Below are 20,603 nucleotides of genomic sequence, written 5' to 3' on the forward strand. Positions count from 1 at the left end.
GTATTCCGCAGACGCGAAATACCCGGTTAATCTCCAGCTATGATGTTTTGATAAAATACTGATTGCTCCTCAAGGAATCGTTTCGTTTCCTTGCTGTTTAAATAATAGCTGTCCCATTCCTGTTCATTTATTTTCTGCTTCCATTCCGGCGAAGATGTGATCTTTTTAAACACTTGATCCCAGTAGGAGATTTCTTCTTTGGTCATATTTTTCGGGCCTAGTACACCTCTCCAATGGGAAAACACAAACGGGATGCCTTGCTCTTTCCACGTCGGTACATGTGGATAAGCGGGAAGCCTTTTGTCTGAAGTAACAGCCCCAAGTGTGATACTGCCGCTCCGTTCATATGTTTTGGCTTCTGATAGAGTCATCGAAGCGGCGTCAATTTCATGTCTGATAAGCGCCTGAATGAGCTCTTCGCTGCTTTCATACTGTAAGTATTGAATGTTAAAAGGGTCAACTCCGTACATATCGGCTGCCCTGACGAATGACAGCTGGTCATCATTTCCAAGTCCGGGGGAAAAACCGATTTTTACCTTTCCGGGATTTTTTTTGATCTCATTCAGTAAATCCTTTCCGTTCTTTATTTTCGCTCCTTTTGGAAGAGCGATCGTCTGCCATTCTTTTGCAAGAATCGCCAGCGGGGTGAAATCGTCTGTTTTCAGTTTGCTCTGTCCGAGAATGTAATTGCTCAGCATTAAGCTGGATGTCATGCCGATGGTGTACGTATCGCTGCTATTTATATACTTCCAGCCTTTGTCACCGCCGCTTCCGGGTTTATAAACGATCTTCGCTTCGCTTTTTATCACTTGTTTTTGTTTAAGGACGGATTGTATCGCCTGAGCCGTTAAATCCCAGCCGCCCGAAGGCTCAGCGGGTACGACGATTTCAACCTGCCCTCCCGGGGGACGCGGGGCGGACGATTGTCTTTCATCTCCCGAAATTAAGATCAATAGACAAATCATTATGATCGAAAAGTTCTTCATGTTTATTCATCCGCCAAATAGTATTTTCTCTCCGGTCTGCCGATAATTCCGTATTCCAGCTCAGCGCGCGCTTCTTCTTTTGACGCGAGATATTCGGCATAGCGGCGGGCTGTTGTACGTGAAGCCCCCATTTTTTCACCGAGTTCTTCGGCTGTCATTCCTTTAGCTGCATCTCGCAGAACATCCCTGATTTTTTGCAGTGTAATCGAATTGATACCTGTCGGCAAATCCTCAGCTTGACGTGATCCGCTGGAGCAGTCTCCGAAGATTTGGTCAATCATTGATTGGCTGACCTGTGGCTGAGAAAGCAGTGTTTGTCTTTTTTTCTTATATTGAAGCAGCACCTGTTTGAATTTTTCGGCAGTCACAGGCTTAATCAAATAGTGCACAATTCCCGCCCGTAGCGATTCCTGTAAATGGCATGTTTCGGTTGCTGCTGTGATGATCATGATATCCACTTCCGGAAACCGGTTTCGAATGACAGGAATCAATGTTGTGCCCATTTCATCCGGCATGTAAATATCCAACAGCAGCAAGTCGGCCTTTCGGACCTCGAGAATTTCCATTGTTTCTTTGGCATTTGCCGCTTTACCGATAATGTTGAATCCATCAAGCTGTTCGATTAATCTTTCATGAATTTGCGCTACACGGAAATCATCCTCCGCGATCACGATATCAATCAAATGGATTCCCCCTCTCGTGTTTGCTTCTCCTTCGGTATAAAAACGGTAAATACCGCTCCGCCGCCTTTTTGATTGGCCACTTCTATCCAACCGCAAAGTTCACGTACAGATTCCTTTACGTTGGCCAGCCCGTAGCCTCTCTTCATCCCCTTTGAAGAATATCCTCGTTCAAAGATGGCTTTCATCTTATCAGGCGCTATGCCGCATCCTGTGTCAGCCACTTCTATGACAATATCGCGGCCGATGTCCGTGATGAAAAATGAAACAAGCCTCACATTTTGCTCAGCTACGGCTTCGAAAGCGTTATCAATTAAATTCCCGATGATCGTAATGAGATGAGACATCCCGATATGTTCAGGAAGCGGCTCAAGCGTACTGTTTTCATCAATGGACAACTTAACTTTTTTCTCTGAAGCCTTTCCCATTTTGCCCAACAGGATAGCCTGCACCTGCTGTGAATGAATGTTTTTGAATAAAATATCGTGCTGTTCATTTTGAATGGCGTATTCCTCTTTAATCAGGTCGATCGCTGCTTCATACTCACCTAGCTCAAGCAGACCTAGGATCACATAAAGCTTATTTGAGAATTCATGTGTTTGCGCGCGGAGATCTTCAGAGTATTTTTGCACCTCTGTCAACGTGTCAATGAGCCTTTTTAACTCGGTTTTTTGACGGAAACTTACGACAATTCCGTAAGTTTGACCGTTTTGGAGCATCATTTTTGTATTTAAAATAAAGACTTGATCGTTGACGCTGACCTCCTGATTCAACAACATCTGCCGCTGATGAAGGACAGACATTAGTCCGGCTCCGGGCAAGATATCATTAATTGGCTGGTCGACCACAGGTTCGGGAAGCTTAAGCATTTCTGCTGCCGATACGTTCATCATTGTGACGACTCCTTCACGGTTGGTGGCAATAATCCCTTCTTTAATCGCACGCAGCATCGCATTTCGTTCCCGGTAAAGAGATGCAATCTCTTGGGGTTCAAGACCAAGCGTATCTTTTCTAATGCTTTTGGTAAGAGCGGCGGCACCCGCAAATCCTAAGAGCAAAACGAGAACAGCCATGAAGCTCAATTTTCTCACATTCTCTTTAATGCCTTGTTCTGTCTCGTTTAACAGAAAATCAACAGCCACACTGCCGATAACCTTGCTGTAACCACTTTGTTCCTGGATAATCGGCGCACTTCCTCTGATCACCATTCGGTCATCGTTTTTTGTTTCAGAGATGTGAGAGCCGCCGAACAAGATCTTCCTGCTTCTTGTCAGCTTCGCTTCCCCTCTCTTTTCCGAGGCGATTTTGATCTCTCCCTTATCGTCGAGGACATAAATAGTATAGGCGCCGGTCTGTTCTTTCATTTGTTCAATGACCTCTTGCGCCTCTCCCTTATGCCCGCGCTTCTCTTGAAAGAGCTCTTTTACAGGGGGCATATAAGAAATGGTTTTTGCAGTCTGAACTGCAAGCTGTTCGGACTGTTTTCTTCCTTCTTTTGTTTGCTGAACGGCAAACGTGACTGTCAGCAAGCCGATTACTAAGATAAGCAGTGCTGCAATCAAGCCCATAATTTTTGTTTGGAGAGAAAAATTGACCCGTTTTTTGAGCACAGACACCAGCCGTCCTTTCTACCAAAAATCATACCACTTTTTATTCGGAAATTTTGGCATTTTTAAAATATCCTTTGTAAGATAACGAAAAATGCAAGTATATCTTATAAGTGATGATTTCATAATGCAGGATCAGTTTTAGGACAGTGGGCTGTTAGTTTTTTAAGCTGGAATCCGGCTTTATCCCACATATAGATCTAAATCCAGAAGGAAGTCTGCCTCCGGCCGCAGGACGGATCTTCGCATGACGATTGGAGGAAGCTGCCGCCCGCGCGAACACCGCCCTTGCATATCATGGAAAATCTTTTGATTCGCACATTGTGGCGGCCCGTCTACTGCTGTTGACTACTAAAACAACTCACAAAACATGCGCTCATTAATATTCAACAATACAATCCCGGCAGTTTACGGCGTTCACCAGCCGGTCGAGCTTTAGAACCCGGTTTAACGGAGAGTGAAAGATGACGTACGTTTAAAATGATTTAACATTCATCGGTCGAATCGATCATTTGAATAAAGTTAAGGGCAGATGGAGATAGATGATCCTCCGTCCTTACGCATAGTGAAATCGGGTTCTTTATTACGGCTTTATCAACATGAACCTTTGCGATGTCTCCTCGGGCGATATATTCGTTTACTTCAAGAGCGGATACGAATGTTACACCGTATCCTTCCATAACTGTTCTGATTGTTTCGTTTAATCCGTTTATTTGTACGCCCATATTTGGTTTTCCCGCGTTATGCAGGTTGCACAGCGAAATCAATTTTTTCCGCGAAAAACTTCCTTCCTCGCGAAAGATGAAGGGTTCTTTTACAATCTCCTCTAATGCCACGTGCTGTGAGGCAAACTTATGATTTTGATTGACTACGAACAACATGTCATCTTCAAAAAGTAATTCTCCTTTAAGCAGCGGGCTGAACTCCGTAATGCCCCCAATAAAGCCGATATCTGCTTCATAATTAACCAGTTGATCGATAGCCTTTTGATAATTAATGGTCGAAATCTCCACATCTGTTCCAGGATAAAGCTTTTTATAGCGGCTGAGCCATCTTGGCAGCAAATAATTGGCGGGGAGGAAGGTGGCGGCAATACGCAGTTTTCCAATTGACCCTTCCCTTAACTGTTCCACGTACAATTCAATTTCTTTTTCAAGTGAAAACAGCCGCTTTGCCTGTTTTGCAAGCTCTGCGCCGGACTGTGTCAGCAGAATCCCCCTGCCTTTAGGAACGAATAAGGTACAGTCGATCTCGCGTTCTAATTTCTTAATTTGGGAGGTGACGGCAGGCTGGCTGATGTTTAGCTGTTTGGCAGCTTGGGTGACGCTGCCTGTTTCCGCGACCGAATAGAACAATCGCAGTGCATGAAGATTCATATTTCACACCTCTATTTATAAATAAAAGTTATCAATATCAAATAAAGATATATTAGAGTTATCTAAATACTTTTACTATTATAAAGTTGAACAACATGTTTTACAAGAAAGGAGAAACGGCTATGAGTACGCTTATCCTAAATAAAACAGCTTATTGCAAGTCTCCGTATGATGTATGGCTGGAGGAATTGAACGAACCGGTGGCCATGCTGACTTCAACCGATCGTGCGGATGAATGCAGAAATTATGATGTGATCGAAGCGTTTGACGATTATCCGGTTAATGGATGCATCGAGATGCGTGCTTTGGAGCTGAATGAAACGTATCACTTTAAAACGATTATTGCATCATCAGAATTTGATATGTTGAGGGCGGGGAAGCTGAGGTCGCTTTTGGGTATAAAAGGGCAGTCTTACGAAAGCGCTCTGTTGTTCCGCAACAAAATATTAATGAAAGAGCAGGTCAGAAAATCCGGTGTAAAGGTTCCGGACTTTAAGAAAATCGACTCGGCGGCCGACTTATATACGTTTGTTCAAACTTTCGGTTTTCCTGTGGTCGTTAAGCCTATTTGCGGATCGGGGTCTGTTGATACAACCGTTTTAAGGGATCGGCAGGACGTGTGGAATTTTCTTTCGAAAGGTCTTCCTGATCATCTGGAGGTTGAGTCGTTTATCGAAGGGGATATGTATCATATAGACGGTCTGATCCTTGATGGAGAGACTGTCCTCAGCTGGCCGTCGCGTTATATCAACGGATGTCTGGCTTTTCAGGAACAACAGTTTTTAGGCAGCCTCCAGTTTGAACGGGAAAATCCGCTCACCCGGCGGTTGACTGATTTTGTTCAAAAAGCGCTTGCTGCCCTTCCAGTTCCGGATATTACAACATTCCATGCTGAAGTGTTTCATACACCGGATGATGAACTGGTGTTTTGTGAAGTGGCCAGCAGAACCGGCGGCGCTATGGTCCGCGAAGCTACTGCGCAGACTTTCGGCTTTGATATCAATGAAGCGTGTGTTAAAGCGCAATGCGGCTTGGACTTTCATATTCCGGCGGTGAACAACAATCCGCGCCGCCTAAGCGGCTGGCTGTTGATTCCACCAAAAGACGGCGTGCTGAAAGAAATCAAGCCGGCACCAGCTACAGACTGGCTAGCGCAACAAAATATTTTCGCTCAAGCCGGAGACAGGTTCCACGGCTCGTCTTCCAGTGTAGACGCAATAGCAGGCTGTTTGATTACCGGGCACACAGAAGCCGAATTAAGCGGCCGCATCAGCTGGCTTGCAACGTGGTTTCATGATCATACCGAATGGGAAAAGACTTCGGATGTTTGCGCAATTTAAAGCATTCAGCCGCCTTCACCCGTTGATCCGATTTTTGCTGATAGGCACGCTTGTCACAAAGGCGGCTAAGTCGATGACAACCCCGTTTTTGGCACTCTATCTTCATATGAAAACGGGAGCCGATTTTGGAACCATCGGGCTTGTGATCGGTTTCGGCTATTTTTCAAGCACTGTAGGAGGGGTAGTCGGAGGAGCGCTTTCAGATAAAATCGGCAGAAAAAAAGTGATGCTTTCATCCATTTTCATTTGGAGCTTTGTATTCATTCTTTTTGGACTTGTCCATGATTTCATGTGGTTTTTATTGCTAAATATTTTAAGCGGGCTTTGCCATTCGTGTTTTGAACCTGTGTCAAAGGCTTTGATGGCTGAGTTATCGGAACGGGAGATGAGATTCCGCATTTTCTCTTTACGGTATTTGGCCATTAATATTGGAGCCGCTGTCGGACCTTTATTAGGCACTTATTTCGGTCTTGCCAAAACCGGAACGCCGTTTATCATCACAGGGCTTGTCTATTTTGGCTATGCTGCACTTTTAAGCTTGATGATGATTCGGCTGATCACGGTGAAAGAGACAAAAACCGCTTCTGAAAAAATTCAGGCAGGTTCCGTTTTGAAAACGTTAAAGCAAGACAAGGCTCTTCGATTTTACATAGCCGGCGGCATCCTTTTTTTGTTCAGCTATTCGCAAATGGAAAGTACTTTGCTGCAGTATTTAAATAACGACTTTGCAAACGGAGTTAAAATATTTTCGACTTTAATTACGTTAAACGCAGTGACGGTCATCCTTTTACAAGTGCCGCTCACCCGTTTATTTGAGAAGTATAAATCCTTAACAACAATATCAATTGGAACCGTTTTTTGCATGTTGGGGAATGTCGGTTTTTCTGTCGCAAATGGCTGGATTGTTTTTATGCTTTCGATGTTTGTTCTGACAATCGGCGAAATTTTATGTTTTCCTTCAATGAATGTCCTTTTGGACGAGCTTGCTCCGGATCATATGAAGGGCGCGTATTACGGCATGCAAAACTTATACAACATCGGTGAATTTTTAGGGCCTTGGCTGGGGGGAATGATGCTTGCCTTGTACGGGGGAAAAGCCGTCTTTCTCATTGCTGCGTGTTCAGTCTTCTTCGCTCTAGGTGCCTACCATCTGGGAAGGAGAAAGTTTTTATCTGCACAGCATCATGGTGTATCGCCTTTTTCTTATTGAAAATTTAGGCCGCTCATGCATGAATCATCAAGAATTCACCCAACCTATAAGGTAAAAAAGGAGATTGAATCATGGACACAACATTGGGCTACCTCCGTGAGTCACTGTCGAATCACCTTGAACACGGCATAGGACAAAACATTTACAGAAAAATCGTTTCCGGGCGATATGCCAATGAGGAAGAGTTTGTCGAGCACTTGGAGGAGCGGGAAATGGAATTTCTGAATCAAGTGCTTGAACATGAGATGAAATATGCGCTGAATGAACAGGACCATAAACGAACAAGAGAATTAAACGAAGTGTATGAACTGTTGTTTTGAAAGGCGGGCATGAACAATGGGTGCAATAGAGCGGAACGGATACACGTTTGAACCGGAATACAGCGTGACCAGACAAAACGGCGCCATCCATGTATACCGGCGCGGCCGGTTTGTCGAGGAGATTCCCTTTGAGTTTCACGGAGAGTTTCCAGAACATGATTTAATTGAAGAGCTTGTCAATCATTATTGCTATGAAAATAAAATATAAGGTTTGAAGAGGCTGCCGACGGGCGGCTTTTATTTTTGGATTTTTTGATATCTATCATCCGCTTGCAGTTTTTACAAGGCAGCAGAAAAGCTGCCATAAATATGACAGCTCATGCATCGCTATTTTTTCTTTTCATCGTAGTATTGAACAGGGTACATGGATCCTTCCGATACCATTTTGTTATCTTCGATATCATGCGGAGACGGATGGCCTGCTTTTTCAACCGGGAATGAATCTACGTTGTGTTTTTCCGAAAAGTAAGGGATCTTTTCTTTGACGCTTTGCAAGTACGATTTCAGTTTTTGTCTTCTTGTTTCGTCTTTGAGCATATATGCGGTGACTCCGGCGGCAACGGCGAGACCTGAGATCAGATTCTTTTGCTTCATGGTCATAACCCCTTTCTGATTAGGTGTTTGCAGATGTTATTCCCATGATGGCATCCGTTTAAACCAACTGATCGAGCGCTTCGTCTATATTCGTCGTCGGCTGTCTGCAGGCGAAGTTTTCACAAATATAGACAGTCGTTTTGTTATCGACTGCTTTGTATTCGGCCGCAAAGTCGGCAATCCCTTTGAAATCGTCAGGCGATTCTGCGGCGAGAACGGCGTAATTCGGCTGGAAAGCCTGCTGCAAAGTGCTTACGATCTTCTGTCTGTCCGGGTCATGGCGCTTTCCGAGCACAACGATTTCTTTTTGCGGCATGACATGGCTCAACAGGCCTTGGAGAAAGTTTGTATGGCCGCTCGGATAAGCGGAGACATCTCCATGGAATGCAGAAAACATTTTTGCCGCTTGATCATGGAGCGTTAAATCGCCAGTCAACCGACCAAGCCGGGACAGCTGCACGGCCAGGACGCCGTTTCCGGACGGGAGGGCGCCGTCGTATACTTCTTTATCCCGCACGATCAAAGCCTCGGCATCGCTTCCCGTAAAATAAAAACCCCCGTGCTCTTCATCCCAGAACAGCCCCGTCATGTCCTCTGCGAGCTTTTTGGCTTTTCGCAAATCGGTTAAATCAAGTGATGCTTCATACAATTCGATGTAGGCCCACAGCAGGAAGGCGTAGTCATCGATAAACCCTTTATGTTTCACCTCGCCGTCACGGTAGCGGACCATGACGCGTCCGTCTTGAATCAATTTATTCTCGATGAACGCGACTGCAGCTCGCGCCATCTCCAAGTATTCGGGCGCATTGTAGACTTTCGCCGCTTTGGCAAGAGCCGCAATCATCAGAGCGTTCCAAGATGTCAGCACTTTGTCGTCGACATGGGGATACGTTCTTTCCTGCCGTTTTTCAAAAAGTTTTATTCTCGCTTCTTCAAGCTTGTTCTGAAGCTCTTCATCTGTCAGCGCGAATTCATCCTTGATGTTTTCCAGCCTGGTGTAGATCAAGTTTGGGATATTGTGGCCTTCAAAATTCCCTTCTTGCGTGATGTTGTAAACAGCGCAATACAATTCGCCTAGTTCATCCCCGAGCGTTTCGAGGACTTCGTCTTTTGACCACACATAATATTTGCCTTCCACGCCTTCCGTGTCGGCATCAAGCGCTGAATAAAAAGCGCCTCTGTCATCGGTCATTTCGCGGCGGACAAATGTGATGATCTGCTCGGAAATCTGTTTATACCGTTCGTTTTTCGTGATTTGATAGGCTTCAGTATATGCGATCAGCAATAAAGCATTATCGTAAAGCATTTTTTCAAAGTGGGAAACGAGCCATTCGTCGTCTGTCGAATAGCGGGCGAACCCGTAGCCGACATGATCGTAAATGCCGCCGTTCGCCATGCTGTCCAACGTTTTCGTCACGCTGTACAGCGCGTTCTCCTCGCCGCTGTATTGATGATAGCGAAGCAGAAATGCCAGCATATGGGGGATCGGAAATTTGGGTGCGCTTCCGAAACCGCCGTATGCCGCATCGAAGCTGTTGATCAGCTGTTGATACGTCCGCCTCAACATGTCTTCGCCGAGCGAATCGCCGGCATCGCTTTTCGCTTTGATTCTCAGGTTGTTGGCGGCTTTTTCGGCAATATCCTCAACATGTTCCCGGTTTTTCGCGAAGGTATCGGAAAGCTGCTTCACCACCTCAACAAACCCCGGCCGGTTAAACCGGCTCGTCTTCGGAAAATATGTACCCGCATAAAACGGCTTCTGATCAGGCGTTAAAAACACATTCAGCGGCCAGCCGCCCTGCCCCGTCATCATCTGGCAGATCGTCATATAAATTGAATCCACATCAGGCCGCTCCTCGCGGTCCACTTTAATAGAGACGAATTTTTCATTCAGGAGCTTCGCAACTTCTTCATCTTCGAAGCTTTCATGAGCCATGACATGGCACCAATGACAAGTCGAATAACCGATGCTGACAAGTACCGGCTTGTTTTCGTGTTTCGCTTTTTCGAAGGCTTCTTCGCCCCAGGGGTACCAGTCGACGGGGTTGTGGGCGTGTTGGAGTAAGTATGGTGACTTCTCAGCGATTAATCTATTGGGTTTACTTTTGTTTGGCATGGGATCACCTTCTTCCTATAATTAGTGTATATTTAACTTAACACATTTTTTCAAAAATAATCCCTGTTTTTCATACGAGCAGCGAAAACGAGCATAACTACATCAAATCATAATTCTTCATCTACAGCCTTAATTTCTAAGGGCGATTCTTTGTTTTGTAGAAAATGCATCCACTTAGAAAAGACATTTAATGAAACCGCGGCAGGCCATCCTTAATTAGAATTCCTTCTCATCAAAAAATGTTTGAGGGCCGTTGCCGAAACTGGCAACAGCTCCGCTTCAGCTCTTTTGCAATTTAAAAACGATAAAATCAGGACATCTGAAATCTTCTGCAAATGACGAATTTTCTTCAGCATCTCTTCTGCTGGCTTTGGTTCTATTAAGCCTTACAGCATGAAGCCTGGTTTCATCAAAGTGTTGATATCGCTCGTCATGCTTATTTTAATATTCAAGTCTTCACAGCGCCCATCCTGATACTCAATCGGCAAATCATTTGGCGTGCCTTTCTATTCCCGGTAACTCATCGACAGCTGTTACAGAAGCTCCAGACTTGGTCAACGGAATCCCGTTCTTGCCTTAAATGTATGGAATATGACGAGATGGGAATTTTTGATTTTTAATAGAGGGGAATTTTGGTATAACAAAGGGAGAATAGGCTCCTCTATAAAAATAGAAATAAAGACTTCATTAGAGGAATTTAACACCAAATAGTAATGAAAAGGGTTCATTTTTGTAGTTTTCTTTTGAAATCCCATGGAAGCTATTTAATTTTTATGTTAATTTATGCTTTGGACATTGGGAAGGAGCTTCTTTATGAAAAAATTGGTAACATTTTTAGCAGCTTTCACTCTATTATTTATTTTATCTATGAATTCAGTTTCTGAGGCTAATGCTGAAGAATCTAAAAGTTTAGGAACAATTAAAAAAATGAATGACAGTGAACTTGAATTAACATTTTATCATTCTGAAGTTGTTATGAATTCAAATGGTGATGTAACCGTGATTGATAGTATCACTGGCAAAAAAGAGACATTGCCAAGTCGTACTGTCGACAAAAATGATAATCCGGTAGATTTAGAATATGAAAAAAACGATAATGGACTATTAGTAAAGGTGATAAAAAGAAATAGCAGCAATATGTTCAGAACACAATCAGTTGCAAAATGTGTACTTGGAACATCTGGAGGAGCTGTTACAGGCGCAGGTACAGGGGGATTAGCAGGAGCAGCTGTTGGTACTGTAACGATACCGATTGTTGGAACGGTTAGTGCAGGCCTTGTAGGAACTATTGTTGGTGGCGTCGGTGGAGGATTGACTGGTGCTGCAGCATCTTGCTTTGATTAACTGTTTAAAAAAATAACGAGGGAAAGAGAAATCCCTCGTTATTTTAATCTGATATATATAAAGGTGATTCCATATGAATAAGTTAATATTACCTTCTATAATCGTAATTTTTATATTGTGGATTTTGTTGCAAATATCATTAAATATGAATATTTTTAAAAATCCATTGAATTATTGTATCGTAATCGTTATATTTTTCTTGTTTTTGAAGTTTGCAAAAGAAAAATAAATAAATACTTTTTCCTTATAATCGTTCTTGTTTCAAATTCTTGCTTTTAACGTTTTTTTAATTTAAAAACGATAAAATCAGGACATCTGAAATCTTCTGCAAATGACGGATATTTTTTCAGTATTTCTTCTGATGGCTTTGGTTCTACTATGCTTTCGAGCATGAAGCCCGTTTTCCTCAAAGTGTTAATATAGCTCGTCAAGGTTCTATGGAAGAACAGCATATTCTCCCGATCGCCAAGCTTTTGTTCGTATGGACCTTCATAAAAATACCGGTCTACATTCCAATGCAGTTTTTTTCCGTCTTTTGTTTTTTCCCAGCCGCTTTCCGGCGTAATGAAGCAGGGATGCAAAATTGAAAAAATAAAAAATCCGCGGTCTGTCAGCAGCCGATGCATTTCCTGAAACGCTTTTTCATAATCCGCAAGGTCTTGCATGACCATATTCGATATAATTAAATCAAAGCTTTTGTCTTCCAACATATTCAGGTCTTCACAGTTCCCGTGCTGATACTCAATCGGCAAATCATCCGGCGTCCTTTTCTTGGCAATGTCGATCATTCTCGGCGAGTAATCGACAGCCGTTACATTGGCTCCGGCCTTGGCCAGCAGCCTGCTGAAATACCCCTCACCGCACCCGGCATCGAGCACACGTTGATTCTTCACCGTTTCAATGAGAGAAAAAATAGCAGGATTTAAAAACACTTCTTTGTGGATGTCTCCAAGTTCGGTATGATTGGCGGCATATGCATCGGCAAATCTGTTCCATCTTTGGATGGCTTCTTCTGTGCCAATTTTCCTTGTCATATTTCTCCTCCTTTTCAAAGTCTGTTTATTCATTTAACGCGATATCCCCTGATCATAAAACTGATCAATTTTTTCAAAGACCCTTTGAATAAGGGTATTAGAGATAAAAGGATTTAACAAAACGGCACGGAGCCAGCGGTTTCCCCTATATGCAGGCAATGAAAAGAAGACGTTTTCTTCATTCAACAAAAACTGCTGCAATTCGAGATTCCAGTTATCCCATTGAGCTTCATCAAGGTGATGCGGGATGCCTCTAAAGCAGACAACGTTTGTATCCGGCTCGCTGGACAGTTCGAGATAATGGCGCTGTTTCACCTGCTTGGTAAACTCGTCTTTTAATGCGAGGCTTTCATGCAACAGCTCCCTGTAGCCTTTTAATCCAATGTGCTGAAGCGATAAATATAACTTTAGGATATCCGCATGCCGCGTGCCCTGAACACTGATTTCGCCCAAGTTAGCAAAGGCTGTTTCATTCATATAAGGGGCGGGAATGCGAAAACCGGTTTCCAAAACGCCGTGATTTTTGAATAAAACCATTGCACAAGTCTTCGCAATGTACATCCATTTTTGCGGATTGAATGTGATGGAATCTGCCATTTCGATTCCGTTCAGCTTATCGCGGTAAGCTTCTGAAAAAATGAGTGCTCCTCCGTATGCCGCGTCGACATGCAGCCATAATCCGTTTTCCTTTGCGATGTCAGCGATCGATCGAATGGGGTCGATGCTTCCTGTGACTGTCGTTCCGGCCGTGGCTGCAATTGCAAAAGGAATCTTGCCTTCATTTTTTGCCTGCTTGATTTTCTTTCTTAAATCGTCAAGATCCATTTTCGAATCGCTGCTGCTTTTCACCGGGATTACGCTGGAGGTACCCAGTCCCAACAGCATCGCTGCTTTATGTAAGGAAGTATGGCTGACGTCTGAAGCAAAGATGACCGGCTGTCCGGAAAGACCGAATAACCCCGATTCCTTTACCTTCAATTGATCGTTTCGTGCTGCTGCGAGCGCTTGAAGATTCGCGAGGCTTCCGCCGCTTGTCATCACACCCCCTGAGTTGTCGTCATATCCAAACATACGGGCAATGGTGCCCAAAAGCTGTACTTCCATCTTCGAAAAGACAGGCGACATTTCAAGGCTCAGCATATTGTTATTGATTGAAGTGCTGACGAATTCGCCCAGACAAGACATTAGAGTCGGTATGGAATCCATATGCCCCATATAATTCGGGCCTAGAGGATTCATGGAGTTTTTTACAATCGCCTGCAACTTTTTTAAGAGCTCTTCTAATTCGATTCCGGTCTCGGGTATATCGCCGTAATGTGATGATTCCGGAGAAGGCAAAGTGCGGTGATTCCCAGCGTTGCTTGCATGCTCAATGACAAATTTGACGATTTGATCAACAAAAATCGATATTTCCTTAATATTCTCACCGTTCGGATCGATAAAAGTGTTACTGGGCAAAAAGGATAGTTTCATAGTTCACACGCTGCTTTCTTTCACATTTTTTCTCAATTATAGCATTTTGATTTTGGCGTATCATGGTTGATTGCTGAGTATAGAAGGTTCGAAGGAAAAAAATAATGTGGTGACAGAAGCTGCTATGACGCCGGTCACAAGACATTTGAGCATGTCTATCGACAGAAGCCCGACACCACGCCGCGTTCTCTTTGGTTCATGTGAGCGTCGCTAAACAATAGGTAGCTTATCGCCGATCATAAAAGTAAGGATATTGATGCAAAAGGATAGATGAATGGAGTTTTTTGAAAATGGAATTTAACGAGCTTATCGAAACGCGTCACTCTGCAAATAATTTTCTGGAAGATGTTCAAATTACGGTGAAAGATTTGGAGCCTATCTTTGAGGATATCAAGCTAGCGCCTTCAGCGTTCAATTTGCAGCATGCAGAGTATAAAGTGGTATTGGAGAAGGATTTAAAAGAAAAAATCAGGGAAGCTGCGAGCGGCCAATATAAAGTGCATTCAGCCTCCGCCGTGATTTTAGTGACGGGAGACCGCTACGCCTACCGGCAAACGGAAAAAATCAACGAAGGCATGAGGGATTTAGGAATTATTAAGGACTTTGAGCTGCAGGAAATGGTTGAAAACAATACCCAATTTTACGAGACGCGCGGGGAGCCATTCATGAAGGAAGAAGCGATTCGCAATGCTTCTCTTTCTGCGATGATGTTTATGCTTGCCGCCAAAAACCGGGGGTGGGACACATGCCCAATGATCGGATTTGACAGCGATCAGGTCCGCGAGTTGCTCGAGATCCCGGATACACATGAAATCGTCCTCATGATTACGATCGGCAAAGAAAAAGAAAGCAGCCGACGCTTGAGAGGATATCGCAAGCCGGTTAATGAATTTGTTTCTTTCTATTAAAAAAAGGAGAGGGCGCCTTAAGACAGGCAGCCCTCTTTATCATTTTTCCCCGCGGTGAGACAGTACTTCGACTAAGTGGTCAAGATCAAGCTTAAGGTGGCGAATCATCGCTTTTGATGCCTGCTCGTCGTCTCTTTGTTTCATATGGCGGAAAATTTCCCGATGCTGCTCCAAAATGGTTTCAGCCCGTTTTTCTCCTTCAAAATTCAAAATGCGGAAATAATAAATTAATCCTTCCAAATCGTTGAGCTGCTTCCGCAATAGACTGTTTCGTGTATATTGGATAATTAAGTCGTGAAATGTATCATTTAATTGGATAATTGTGTTTTGATCCTTGGATTGAAGGATGGCTTCCTCCGTTTTTTGCAAAACGTCTTCAATCGTTTTCAGTTCCTCTGCCGTTGCAATTCTTGCCGTCAATCCCGCAGCGAATGATTCAAGCGCCGTTCTGCAAAAATAGATTTCTTCAACGTCCTTGATTGTCGGCTGATAGACCTTCACTCTTGAGTCGATGACGATGAGCCCCTCTTTTTCCAGAACTCTGATCGCTTCTCTCAAAGGGCTTTTGCTGACGCCGAGCTCCTTAGCTAACTTCGCTTCGGCGATTCGTTCACCGGGCTTTAATTTCCCTTCAAATATCATTCGCTTAATCGCATGGTAGGATTGTTCATAAAACGGTTTTGGTTTTTCAATCACGCTTCTCATCCTCGTATTCGTTTTCATTTCGTATTTTACCACAGGTTCCTTCGTGATCTCCCGCTATAGCCATTCCAAGTTAATTAAAATAAGAGAATGAACCCTGAAACGGCGGGAGTTAAAAATAAACCCGATTTCAAGACGACTTTCGGCAGGACATTGGTGAATTTAGCTCCGACATATGCGCCGCACATCGTACCGATCAAGATTTTGACCAACAGAACATAATCGACGAAGCCTTCTGAAATATAGCCCGCCCCACCGCCTAACGAGAGCGGAATAATGACGAGCATCGTCGTTCCTACGGAATGGCGAATAGACAGGTTCAGCATCATCATCAACCCGATTTGAATAAAAGGCGCAGAGCCGATTCCGAACGTTCCGGACAGGATGCCGGCTACGATTCCCAATAAACTGGCCTTGATCCAAAAGGCAAGGTTCGTTAACTGGTCAGCTTCTTTTTCTTGCAAAAAGAATAATCTGATTAAAATCAGAATGGCCGATAAGAATAACATTCCTGCGGTCATATAGTGCAATGAACTTGAAGGTATCAGAGAAGTCAGTTTAGCTCCTGCAAAGGATCCTATTGCAGCAAAACAGCCGACGGTTAAGCCGATTTTCAGCTTGATATTTCCTTCGCGAAAGTGGCTGTACGTTCCTGATAAGCTCGTAAAAGCCATACCGGCCAGAGATGTTCCCAATGCTGTATGAATCGGAATGTGAAACATCATCGTTAACAGTGCGATGACGAATCCGGCTCCGCCGGCCCCGACAAAGCCAAGCACAAGACCTAATAAAAACATAACCAACACAATCAACATGTTGCTTCTTCCCCTTTATGAATAACTGATTTCGCATCATCTGAGGGTCGACGGTATCTGGTCGACCAAAATCAATGATAACATCTTACTCTATTATTTCCATATTGACAAGAGAGCCAGGAGGGCGTATGTCGTCTACTTTTATTTTTTTAGCCAAGTGAAAGACATTCCTGTTGACAATCAGTCTATTTGTAATTATGATAGTTACATCAAGTGTAACGTTTTTTGTTACAGTTCGACATTAAAATATTAGGAGGAATTTGATTATGAAAATGTTAGTAACAGGAGCAACTGGAAAATTAGGATCGAAAGTTGTGAAAAAACTGCTGGAAACTGTACCGGCGGATCAGTTGGCGGTCAGCGTGCGCAATCCGGAAAAAGCGGAAGCGCTGCAGGCGCGAGGAGTCGATGTGCGTCAAGGGGATTTTGACCGCTCGGAAACATTGGCATCCGCATTTCAAGGCGTTGACCGTCTGCTGATCATCTCTGCCGATGGAGACAATGAGACGAGAATCCGTCAGCACGGCAATGCGGTAGCCGCCGCAGAACGCGCGGGAGTTCGGTTTATCGCTTATACGAGTATTGCGAATGCCCGCGAAAGCAAAAACTTCCTTGCGCCGACTCACAAAGCAACTGAAGAAGCGATTTTGAAAACGGGGATTCCATACTCCTTCTTGCGCAATAACTGGTACTTGGAAAATGAAATGTCGAGTATTCAAGGTGTTTTGGCCGGAGCCCCTTGGGTGACGTCAGCAGAGAACGGCAAGGTGGGCTGGGCGCTGCAGCAGGATTACGCGGATGCAGCGGCGGCGGTTCTGTCCGGCGAAGGCCATGAAAACACCGTCTACGAACTTTCAGGCAAACTATTAACTCAGGAAGAAATCGCTTCAGCCCTTGGAGAAGTATTGGGCAAAGAAGTACCCGTCCAGCATGTTGACGATGCTGCCTATCGCGATATCATGAAAAATGCCGGTGTGCCCGATTTTCTGATTCCGATGGTTGTCGAAATCCAAAAAGGCATTCGTGAAGGCACACTTGAAGTCGAAAGCGATGATTTTGAAAAAGTGCTCGGCCGTCCGCTCACTCCAATTAAAGAAGGATTGGCTCAAATTGTTGCAAAAATCTCAGAAGCGAAATAATTAACGGCATTCGAAAGAGTGATGAACAAGATTACAGTGTTCATCACTCTTTCTTTAAAGATAGATAACTAAAAAACTCACCACAATCACCGCGCATACCTTATAGCCCAAATTCTTTTTATTAAATAAGTAAAAAATCGACTGGATTCCAGAGCTAATGATGAAGGCGTAAAAAAAGTGTTCAAATGTAAAGTGAAATCCGCGAAATATAAATTGCATGAAAAGGGCGATACCGGTCAGGTAAAACCAGCCGTGATCATCTAACATTTTTTTATATTCGGATTTAGCTTCATCAGTGGAAGATATAGAAACAGATTCAGTTGACAGCTCTCTTTTTAAAGATAAAAAGCCGGCTGCGAGAACCGAGACCCCTAAAATAAATAGAATAATTGCTTCGAACATTGAATACCTCCGTTTCGACTAACAATAAAAATCCGTCGGGGACGACCATTTTGAATCTTTACAAATATGCACCTGACCGTTATTTGATCTTTTGTTGCTGTATTAAACTTACGGCCACAAGCATGGCGGTGCCGAGTAAGGCAACCGGAAGAAACCATCCGCCAAATCCGCTTCCCCAATCTAAAGCGATTGACACAGATTCCATTAATATGAGAGAAAAAATGATTAAACATGCATTTTTTAAGCGGTTGATCAACTTTCGGCTGAGCAGGTAGAAGTCTTCAGCATTTGATTCATTCAGACGCTTTGGATGATTATGAATCTCAGGGTGCTTTTCTAAGAATTGCATGAACAGAAGGATAAGTAATCCGATTCCCGGCAATATCAAAAGCTCCCATTTTGATCCCCAGCGATCGACTTCACCGAGTGCGTTGTAATGTGCAGGCACTTTTTCGGGGAGTGCTCCCCAGACAGCGGCCAAAAAGATAATTGATCCCAGGTAAAAGAAATAGCCAAATGCGTTCCAAACCCGTTCCCCTTTTGTCTTTTTAATTTTAATGTGAGTACCGTTAGCTCTGTTTGGCATATGTGATCTCTCCTTTAGTTTTAAATACGGTTTAACCCATGAAAAAGTTCGGGATTTTTGCCTGTTGGAATAAGGTATATTTGCGATCAGTCCAGGCAATGTTAAGGGAATGTAAATCATCAGCCGGCAATGTTAAGTTATTGTAAATTTTCGATTTGAATCGTTTACATAGGCTTTAATCTCCATCATAATCATAGTGTTTGGTTTGTAGATTTATGTCGAATTAGGGGGGCAACGACTTTGGAAATAGATGTGCAGAAATTGCTTTTTGAATTCATTGGAGGTCTCGGGATTTTTCTTCTTGGTATTAAGTTTATGGGAGAAGGACTCCAAAAATCAGCCGGAGATAAGCTGAGAGACATTTTAGATCGTTTTACAAGCAACCCTCTGATGGGTGTTTTGGCAGGTATGATTGTCACGGTTTTAATTCAAAGCAGTTCCGGCACCACCGTTATTACTGTCGGTCTTGTCAGCGCCGGCTTTATGACCCTCCGCCAGGCGATCGGCGTCATTATGGGTGCGAACATCGGAACGACGGCCACAGCCTTTATTATCGGCTTTGACGTTGGGGCATATGCGCTTCCGATCATCGCCATTGGTTCATTTTTGCTGTTTTTCTTTAAAAACAAAAAGCTCCAGAACATCGGACAAATTCTGTTTGGATTTGGTGCACTTTTCTATGGCTTGGAGTTAATGAGCAGCGGGATGAAGCCGCTTCGGACGGTTGAAGCTTTTCATGATTTAACAGTCAGCATGAGTGCGAATCCAGTTCTCGGTGTGATTGTCGGCACCCTTTTCACCGTTCTCGTCCAAAGCTCAAGTGCAACGATCGGGATCCTGCAAGGGCTGTTTGCCGATTCATTAATAGATCTCAACGGCGCTCTGCCTGTATTATTTGGAGACAATATCGGTACGACGATTACCGCCGTACTGGCATCTCTTGGCGCCTCCGTTGCAGCCAAACGGGCCGCGGCCGTTCACGTATTATTCAACCTGATTGGGACAGTTATCTTCCTGATCTTGCTGAAGCCGTTCACAGCTTTGATTTTAACGCTTCAATCCTCTTTAGGGCTGGACCCTAAGATGGTGATTGCGTTTGCCCACGGGATCTTTAATACGTCGAATACGCTGATTCAGCTTCCGTTTGTCGGCATATTGGCTTTGATCGTTACGAAGCTGATTCCGGGCAAAGATTCGGTTGTGGACTATAAAGCAACACATCTGGATCCGCTGTTCATTCAGCAGTCTCCTTCAATTGCGCTGGGTCAGGTAAAAGAAGAAGTATTGCGCATGGGTGAATTTGCGGTAAAGGGACTTGAGGAAACAAAAGAGTTTTTAAATACAAATCAGGCAAAACATGCGCAAAGGGCTTTTCAAATAGAAGACGCGATTAACAATTTGGACAGGAAGATTACCGATTACTTGATCGAACTGTCAGCGACCACTCTTTCTGAACAAGAATCTGAAGAACATCATATGTTAATGGACACAGTCAGAGACATTGAAAGAATCGGCGATCACTTTGAAAACTTGGTTGAGCTTGGCGAGTACCAGCAATCCAACAGGGTGAAAATTTCCGAAGCGGCAATGGCGGACTTAACAGAAATGCTTGATCTGACCATTTCCACTGTTAAGGAGTCTATCACAGCTCTTGGAGAAAATAACGAAGATGCCGCAAGACGTGTAGTCGAAAAAGAAAATCAAATCGATAAAATGGAACGCAAGCTTCGCAAAAAGCACATTCTTCGCTTAAACGACGGATTATGCAGCGGACAAGCAGGCGTGATCTTCGTCGATATCACCAGCAATCTGGAAAGGATCGGCGACCATGCCGTCAATATTGCAGAAGCTGTTTTAGGCGAAGAAAAGCATTAAAAACCGGGAGTCATTCCCGGTTTTTTATTTTGTAGGCCTTTTTTATCACTGTGTGACATATATACTAAATTATGTGTGGGAAGGAAGAACATTCTT

20 protein-coding genes and 1 pseudogene are annotated in these 20,603 nt (G+C 43.8%); 9 read left to right on the plus strand and 12 right to left on the minus strand.

The genetic code is table 11. The annotated features are described in order from the left end of the window. Nucleotides 1-26: 26 nt before the first annotated feature. The 4 genes and pseudogenes from MKZ04_RS18220 to MKZ04_RS18235 all read right to left on the minus strand — a co-directional run bounded on the left by MKZ04_RS18220 (nucleotide 27) and on the right by MKZ04_RS18235 (nucleotide 4,649). Complete coding sequence (locus MKZ04_RS18220; protein WP_023857715.1) at nucleotides 27-986, minus strand: tripartite tricarboxylate transporter substrate binding protein; 960 nt, start codon at nucleotides 984-986, stop codon at nucleotides 27-29. Nucleotides 987-988: 2 nt separating this feature from the next. Next, the gene (locus MKZ04_RS18225; protein ID WP_023857716.1) at nucleotides 989-1,669 is read right to left on the minus strand and encodes a response regulator; all 681 of its coding nucleotides are present in this window, start codon (nucleotides 1,667-1,669) and stop codon (nucleotides 989-991) included. Continuing rightward, nucleotides 1,662-3,276: pseudogene (locus MKZ04_RS18230) on the minus strand (ATP-binding protein). The gene MKZ04_RS18225 and the pseudogene MKZ04_RS18230 overlap by 8 nt, the downstream one beginning before the upstream one ends. 482 nt (nucleotides 3,277-3,758) lie before the next feature. Then, entirely contained in the window at nucleotides 3,759-4,649 is an 891-nt protein-coding gene (locus MKZ04_RS18235) for a LysR family transcriptional regulator (protein ID WP_023857718.1), read from the minus strand. 122 nt (nucleotides 4,650-4,771) lie between these two features. On the opposite strand from MKZ04_RS18235, the gene MKZ04_RS18240 reads away from it, so the two are divergent. The 4 genes from MKZ04_RS18240 to MKZ04_RS18255 all read left to right on the plus strand — a co-directional run bounded on the left by MKZ04_RS18240 (nucleotide 4,772) and on the right by MKZ04_RS18255 (nucleotide 7,727). After that, entirely contained in the window at nucleotides 4,772-5,989 is a 1,218-nt protein-coding gene (locus MKZ04_RS18240) for an ATP-grasp domain-containing protein (RefSeq protein WP_145654055.1), read from the plus strand. Beyond that, nucleotides 5,973-7,199 carry an MDR family MFS transporter gene (locus MKZ04_RS18245; RefSeq protein WP_145654056.1) on the plus strand — a complete coding sequence of 409 codons (1,227 nt, stop codon included), beginning with the start codon at nucleotides 5,973-5,975 and terminating at the stop codon, nucleotides 7,197-7,199. Before MKZ04_RS18240 ends, MKZ04_RS18245 begins: the two co-directional genes overlap by 17 nt. Nucleotides 7,200-7,270: 71 nt before the next feature. Next, on the plus strand, nucleotides 7,271-7,519 hold the full coding sequence (locus tag MKZ04_RS18250) for a sigma-G-dependent sporulation-specific acid-soluble spore protein CsgA (protein WP_003178498.1): 249 nt from the start codon (nucleotides 7,271-7,273) through the stop codon (nucleotides 7,517-7,519). A gap of 16 nt (nucleotides 7,520-7,535) precedes the next feature. Further along, nucleotides 7,536-7,727 (plus strand): YbxH family protein, encoded by a 192-nt coding sequence (locus MKZ04_RS18255; RefSeq protein ID WP_003178500.1) that lies wholly within the window; start codon nucleotides 7,536-7,538, stop codon nucleotides 7,725-7,727. A gap of 119 nt (nucleotides 7,728-7,846) precedes the next feature. On the opposite strand, the gene MKZ04_RS18260 is transcribed toward MKZ04_RS18255, so the two are convergent. Further along, complete coding sequence (locus tag MKZ04_RS18260) at nucleotides 7,847-8,113, minus strand: hypothetical protein (protein ID WP_020449946.1); 267 nt, start codon at nucleotides 8,111-8,113, stop codon at nucleotides 7,847-7,849. Nucleotides 8,114-8,171: 58 nt separating this feature from the next. Further along, on the minus strand, nucleotides 8,172-10,229 hold the full coding sequence (locus tag MKZ04_RS18265; RefSeq protein WP_341046589.1) for a thioredoxin domain-containing protein: 2,058 nt from the start codon (nucleotides 10,227-10,229) through the stop codon (nucleotides 8,172-8,174). An 813-nt stretch (nucleotides 10,230-11,042) separates the two neighbouring features. Here MKZ04_RS18265 and MKZ04_RS18270 point away from each other — a divergent pair. Then, complete coding sequence (locus MKZ04_RS18270) at nucleotides 11,043-11,573, plus strand: hypothetical protein (RefSeq protein ID WP_043054026.1); 531 nt, start codon at nucleotides 11,043-11,045, stop codon at nucleotides 11,571-11,573. A 73-nt stretch (nucleotides 11,574-11,646) separates the two neighbouring features. Further along, a complete protein-coding gene (locus tag MKZ04_RS18275) occupies nucleotides 11,647-11,802 on the plus strand; it encodes a hypothetical protein (protein ID WP_026580436.1) in 156 nt (51 codons plus the stop codon). A 46-nt stretch (nucleotides 11,803-11,848) separates the two neighbouring features. Here the strand turns inward: MKZ04_RS18275 and MKZ04_RS18280 are convergent, their stop codons facing one another. Both MKZ04_RS18280 and MKZ04_RS18285 read right to left on the minus strand, forming a co-directional pair. Next, nucleotides 11,849-12,607, minus strand: coding sequence for a class I SAM-dependent methyltransferase (locus MKZ04_RS18280; protein WP_256164205.1), 759 nt, complete (start codon nucleotides 12,605-12,607; stop codon nucleotides 11,849-11,851). Nucleotides 12,608-12,640: 33 nt separating this feature from the next. Next, on the minus strand, nucleotides 12,641-14,080 hold the full coding sequence (locus tag MKZ04_RS18285) for a pyridoxal phosphate-dependent decarboxylase family protein (protein ID WP_341046593.1): 1,440 nt from the start codon (nucleotides 14,078-14,080) through the stop codon (nucleotides 12,641-12,643). 290 nt (nucleotides 14,081-14,370) lie between these two features. Between MKZ04_RS18285 and MKZ04_RS18290 the strand changes: the two genes are divergently transcribed. Next, nucleotides 14,371-14,988 (plus strand): nitroreductase family protein, encoded by a 618-nt coding sequence (locus MKZ04_RS18290; RefSeq protein ID WP_020449953.1) that lies wholly within the window; start codon nucleotides 14,371-14,373, stop codon nucleotides 14,986-14,988. Between the two features lie 39 nt (nucleotides 14,989-15,027). Here MKZ04_RS18290 and MKZ04_RS18295 read toward each other — a convergent pair whose 3' ends face one another. Further along, nucleotides 15,028-15,693 (minus strand): GntR family transcriptional regulator, encoded by a 666-nt coding sequence (locus MKZ04_RS18295; protein WP_023857725.1) that lies wholly within the window; start codon nucleotides 15,691-15,693, stop codon nucleotides 15,028-15,030. A 74-nt stretch (nucleotides 15,694-15,767) separates the two neighbouring features. Beyond that, entirely contained in the window at nucleotides 15,768-16,505 is a 738-nt protein-coding gene (locus tag MKZ04_RS18300; protein WP_341046596.1) for a sulfite exporter TauE/SafE family protein, read from the minus strand. A gap of 266 nt (nucleotides 16,506-16,771) precedes the next feature. On the opposite strand from MKZ04_RS18300, the gene MKZ04_RS18305 reads away from it, so the two are divergent. Then, a complete protein-coding gene (locus MKZ04_RS18305; protein ID WP_341046598.1) occupies nucleotides 16,772-17,644 on the plus strand; it encodes an SDR family oxidoreductase in 873 nt (290 codons plus the stop codon). Between the two features lie 54 nt (nucleotides 17,645-17,698). On the opposite strand, the gene MKZ04_RS18310 is transcribed toward MKZ04_RS18305, so the two are convergent. Next, nucleotides 17,699-18,046, minus strand: a complete 348-nt coding sequence (locus tag MKZ04_RS18310) for a hypothetical protein (protein WP_035337402.1) — start codon at nucleotides 18,044-18,046, stop codon at nucleotides 17,699-17,701. A 79-nt stretch (nucleotides 18,047-18,125) separates the two neighbouring features. Continuing rightward, nucleotides 18,126-18,632 (minus strand): DUF1648 domain-containing protein, encoded by a 507-nt coding sequence (locus MKZ04_RS18315; protein ID WP_025810861.1) that lies wholly within the window; start codon nucleotides 18,630-18,632, stop codon nucleotides 18,126-18,128. A gap of 240 nt (nucleotides 18,633-18,872) precedes the next feature. Between MKZ04_RS18315 and MKZ04_RS18320 the strand changes: the two genes are divergently transcribed. Then, entirely contained in the window at nucleotides 18,873-20,507 is a 1,635-nt protein-coding gene (locus MKZ04_RS18320; protein WP_025810860.1) for a Na/Pi cotransporter family protein, read from the plus strand. Nucleotides 20,508-20,603: the final 96 nt, after the last annotated feature.

This window comes from Bacillus sp. FSL W7-1354 (assembly GCF_038002405.1).
GTDB lineage: Bacteria > Bacillota > Bacilli > Bacillales > Bacillaceae > Bacillus > Bacillus paralicheniformis.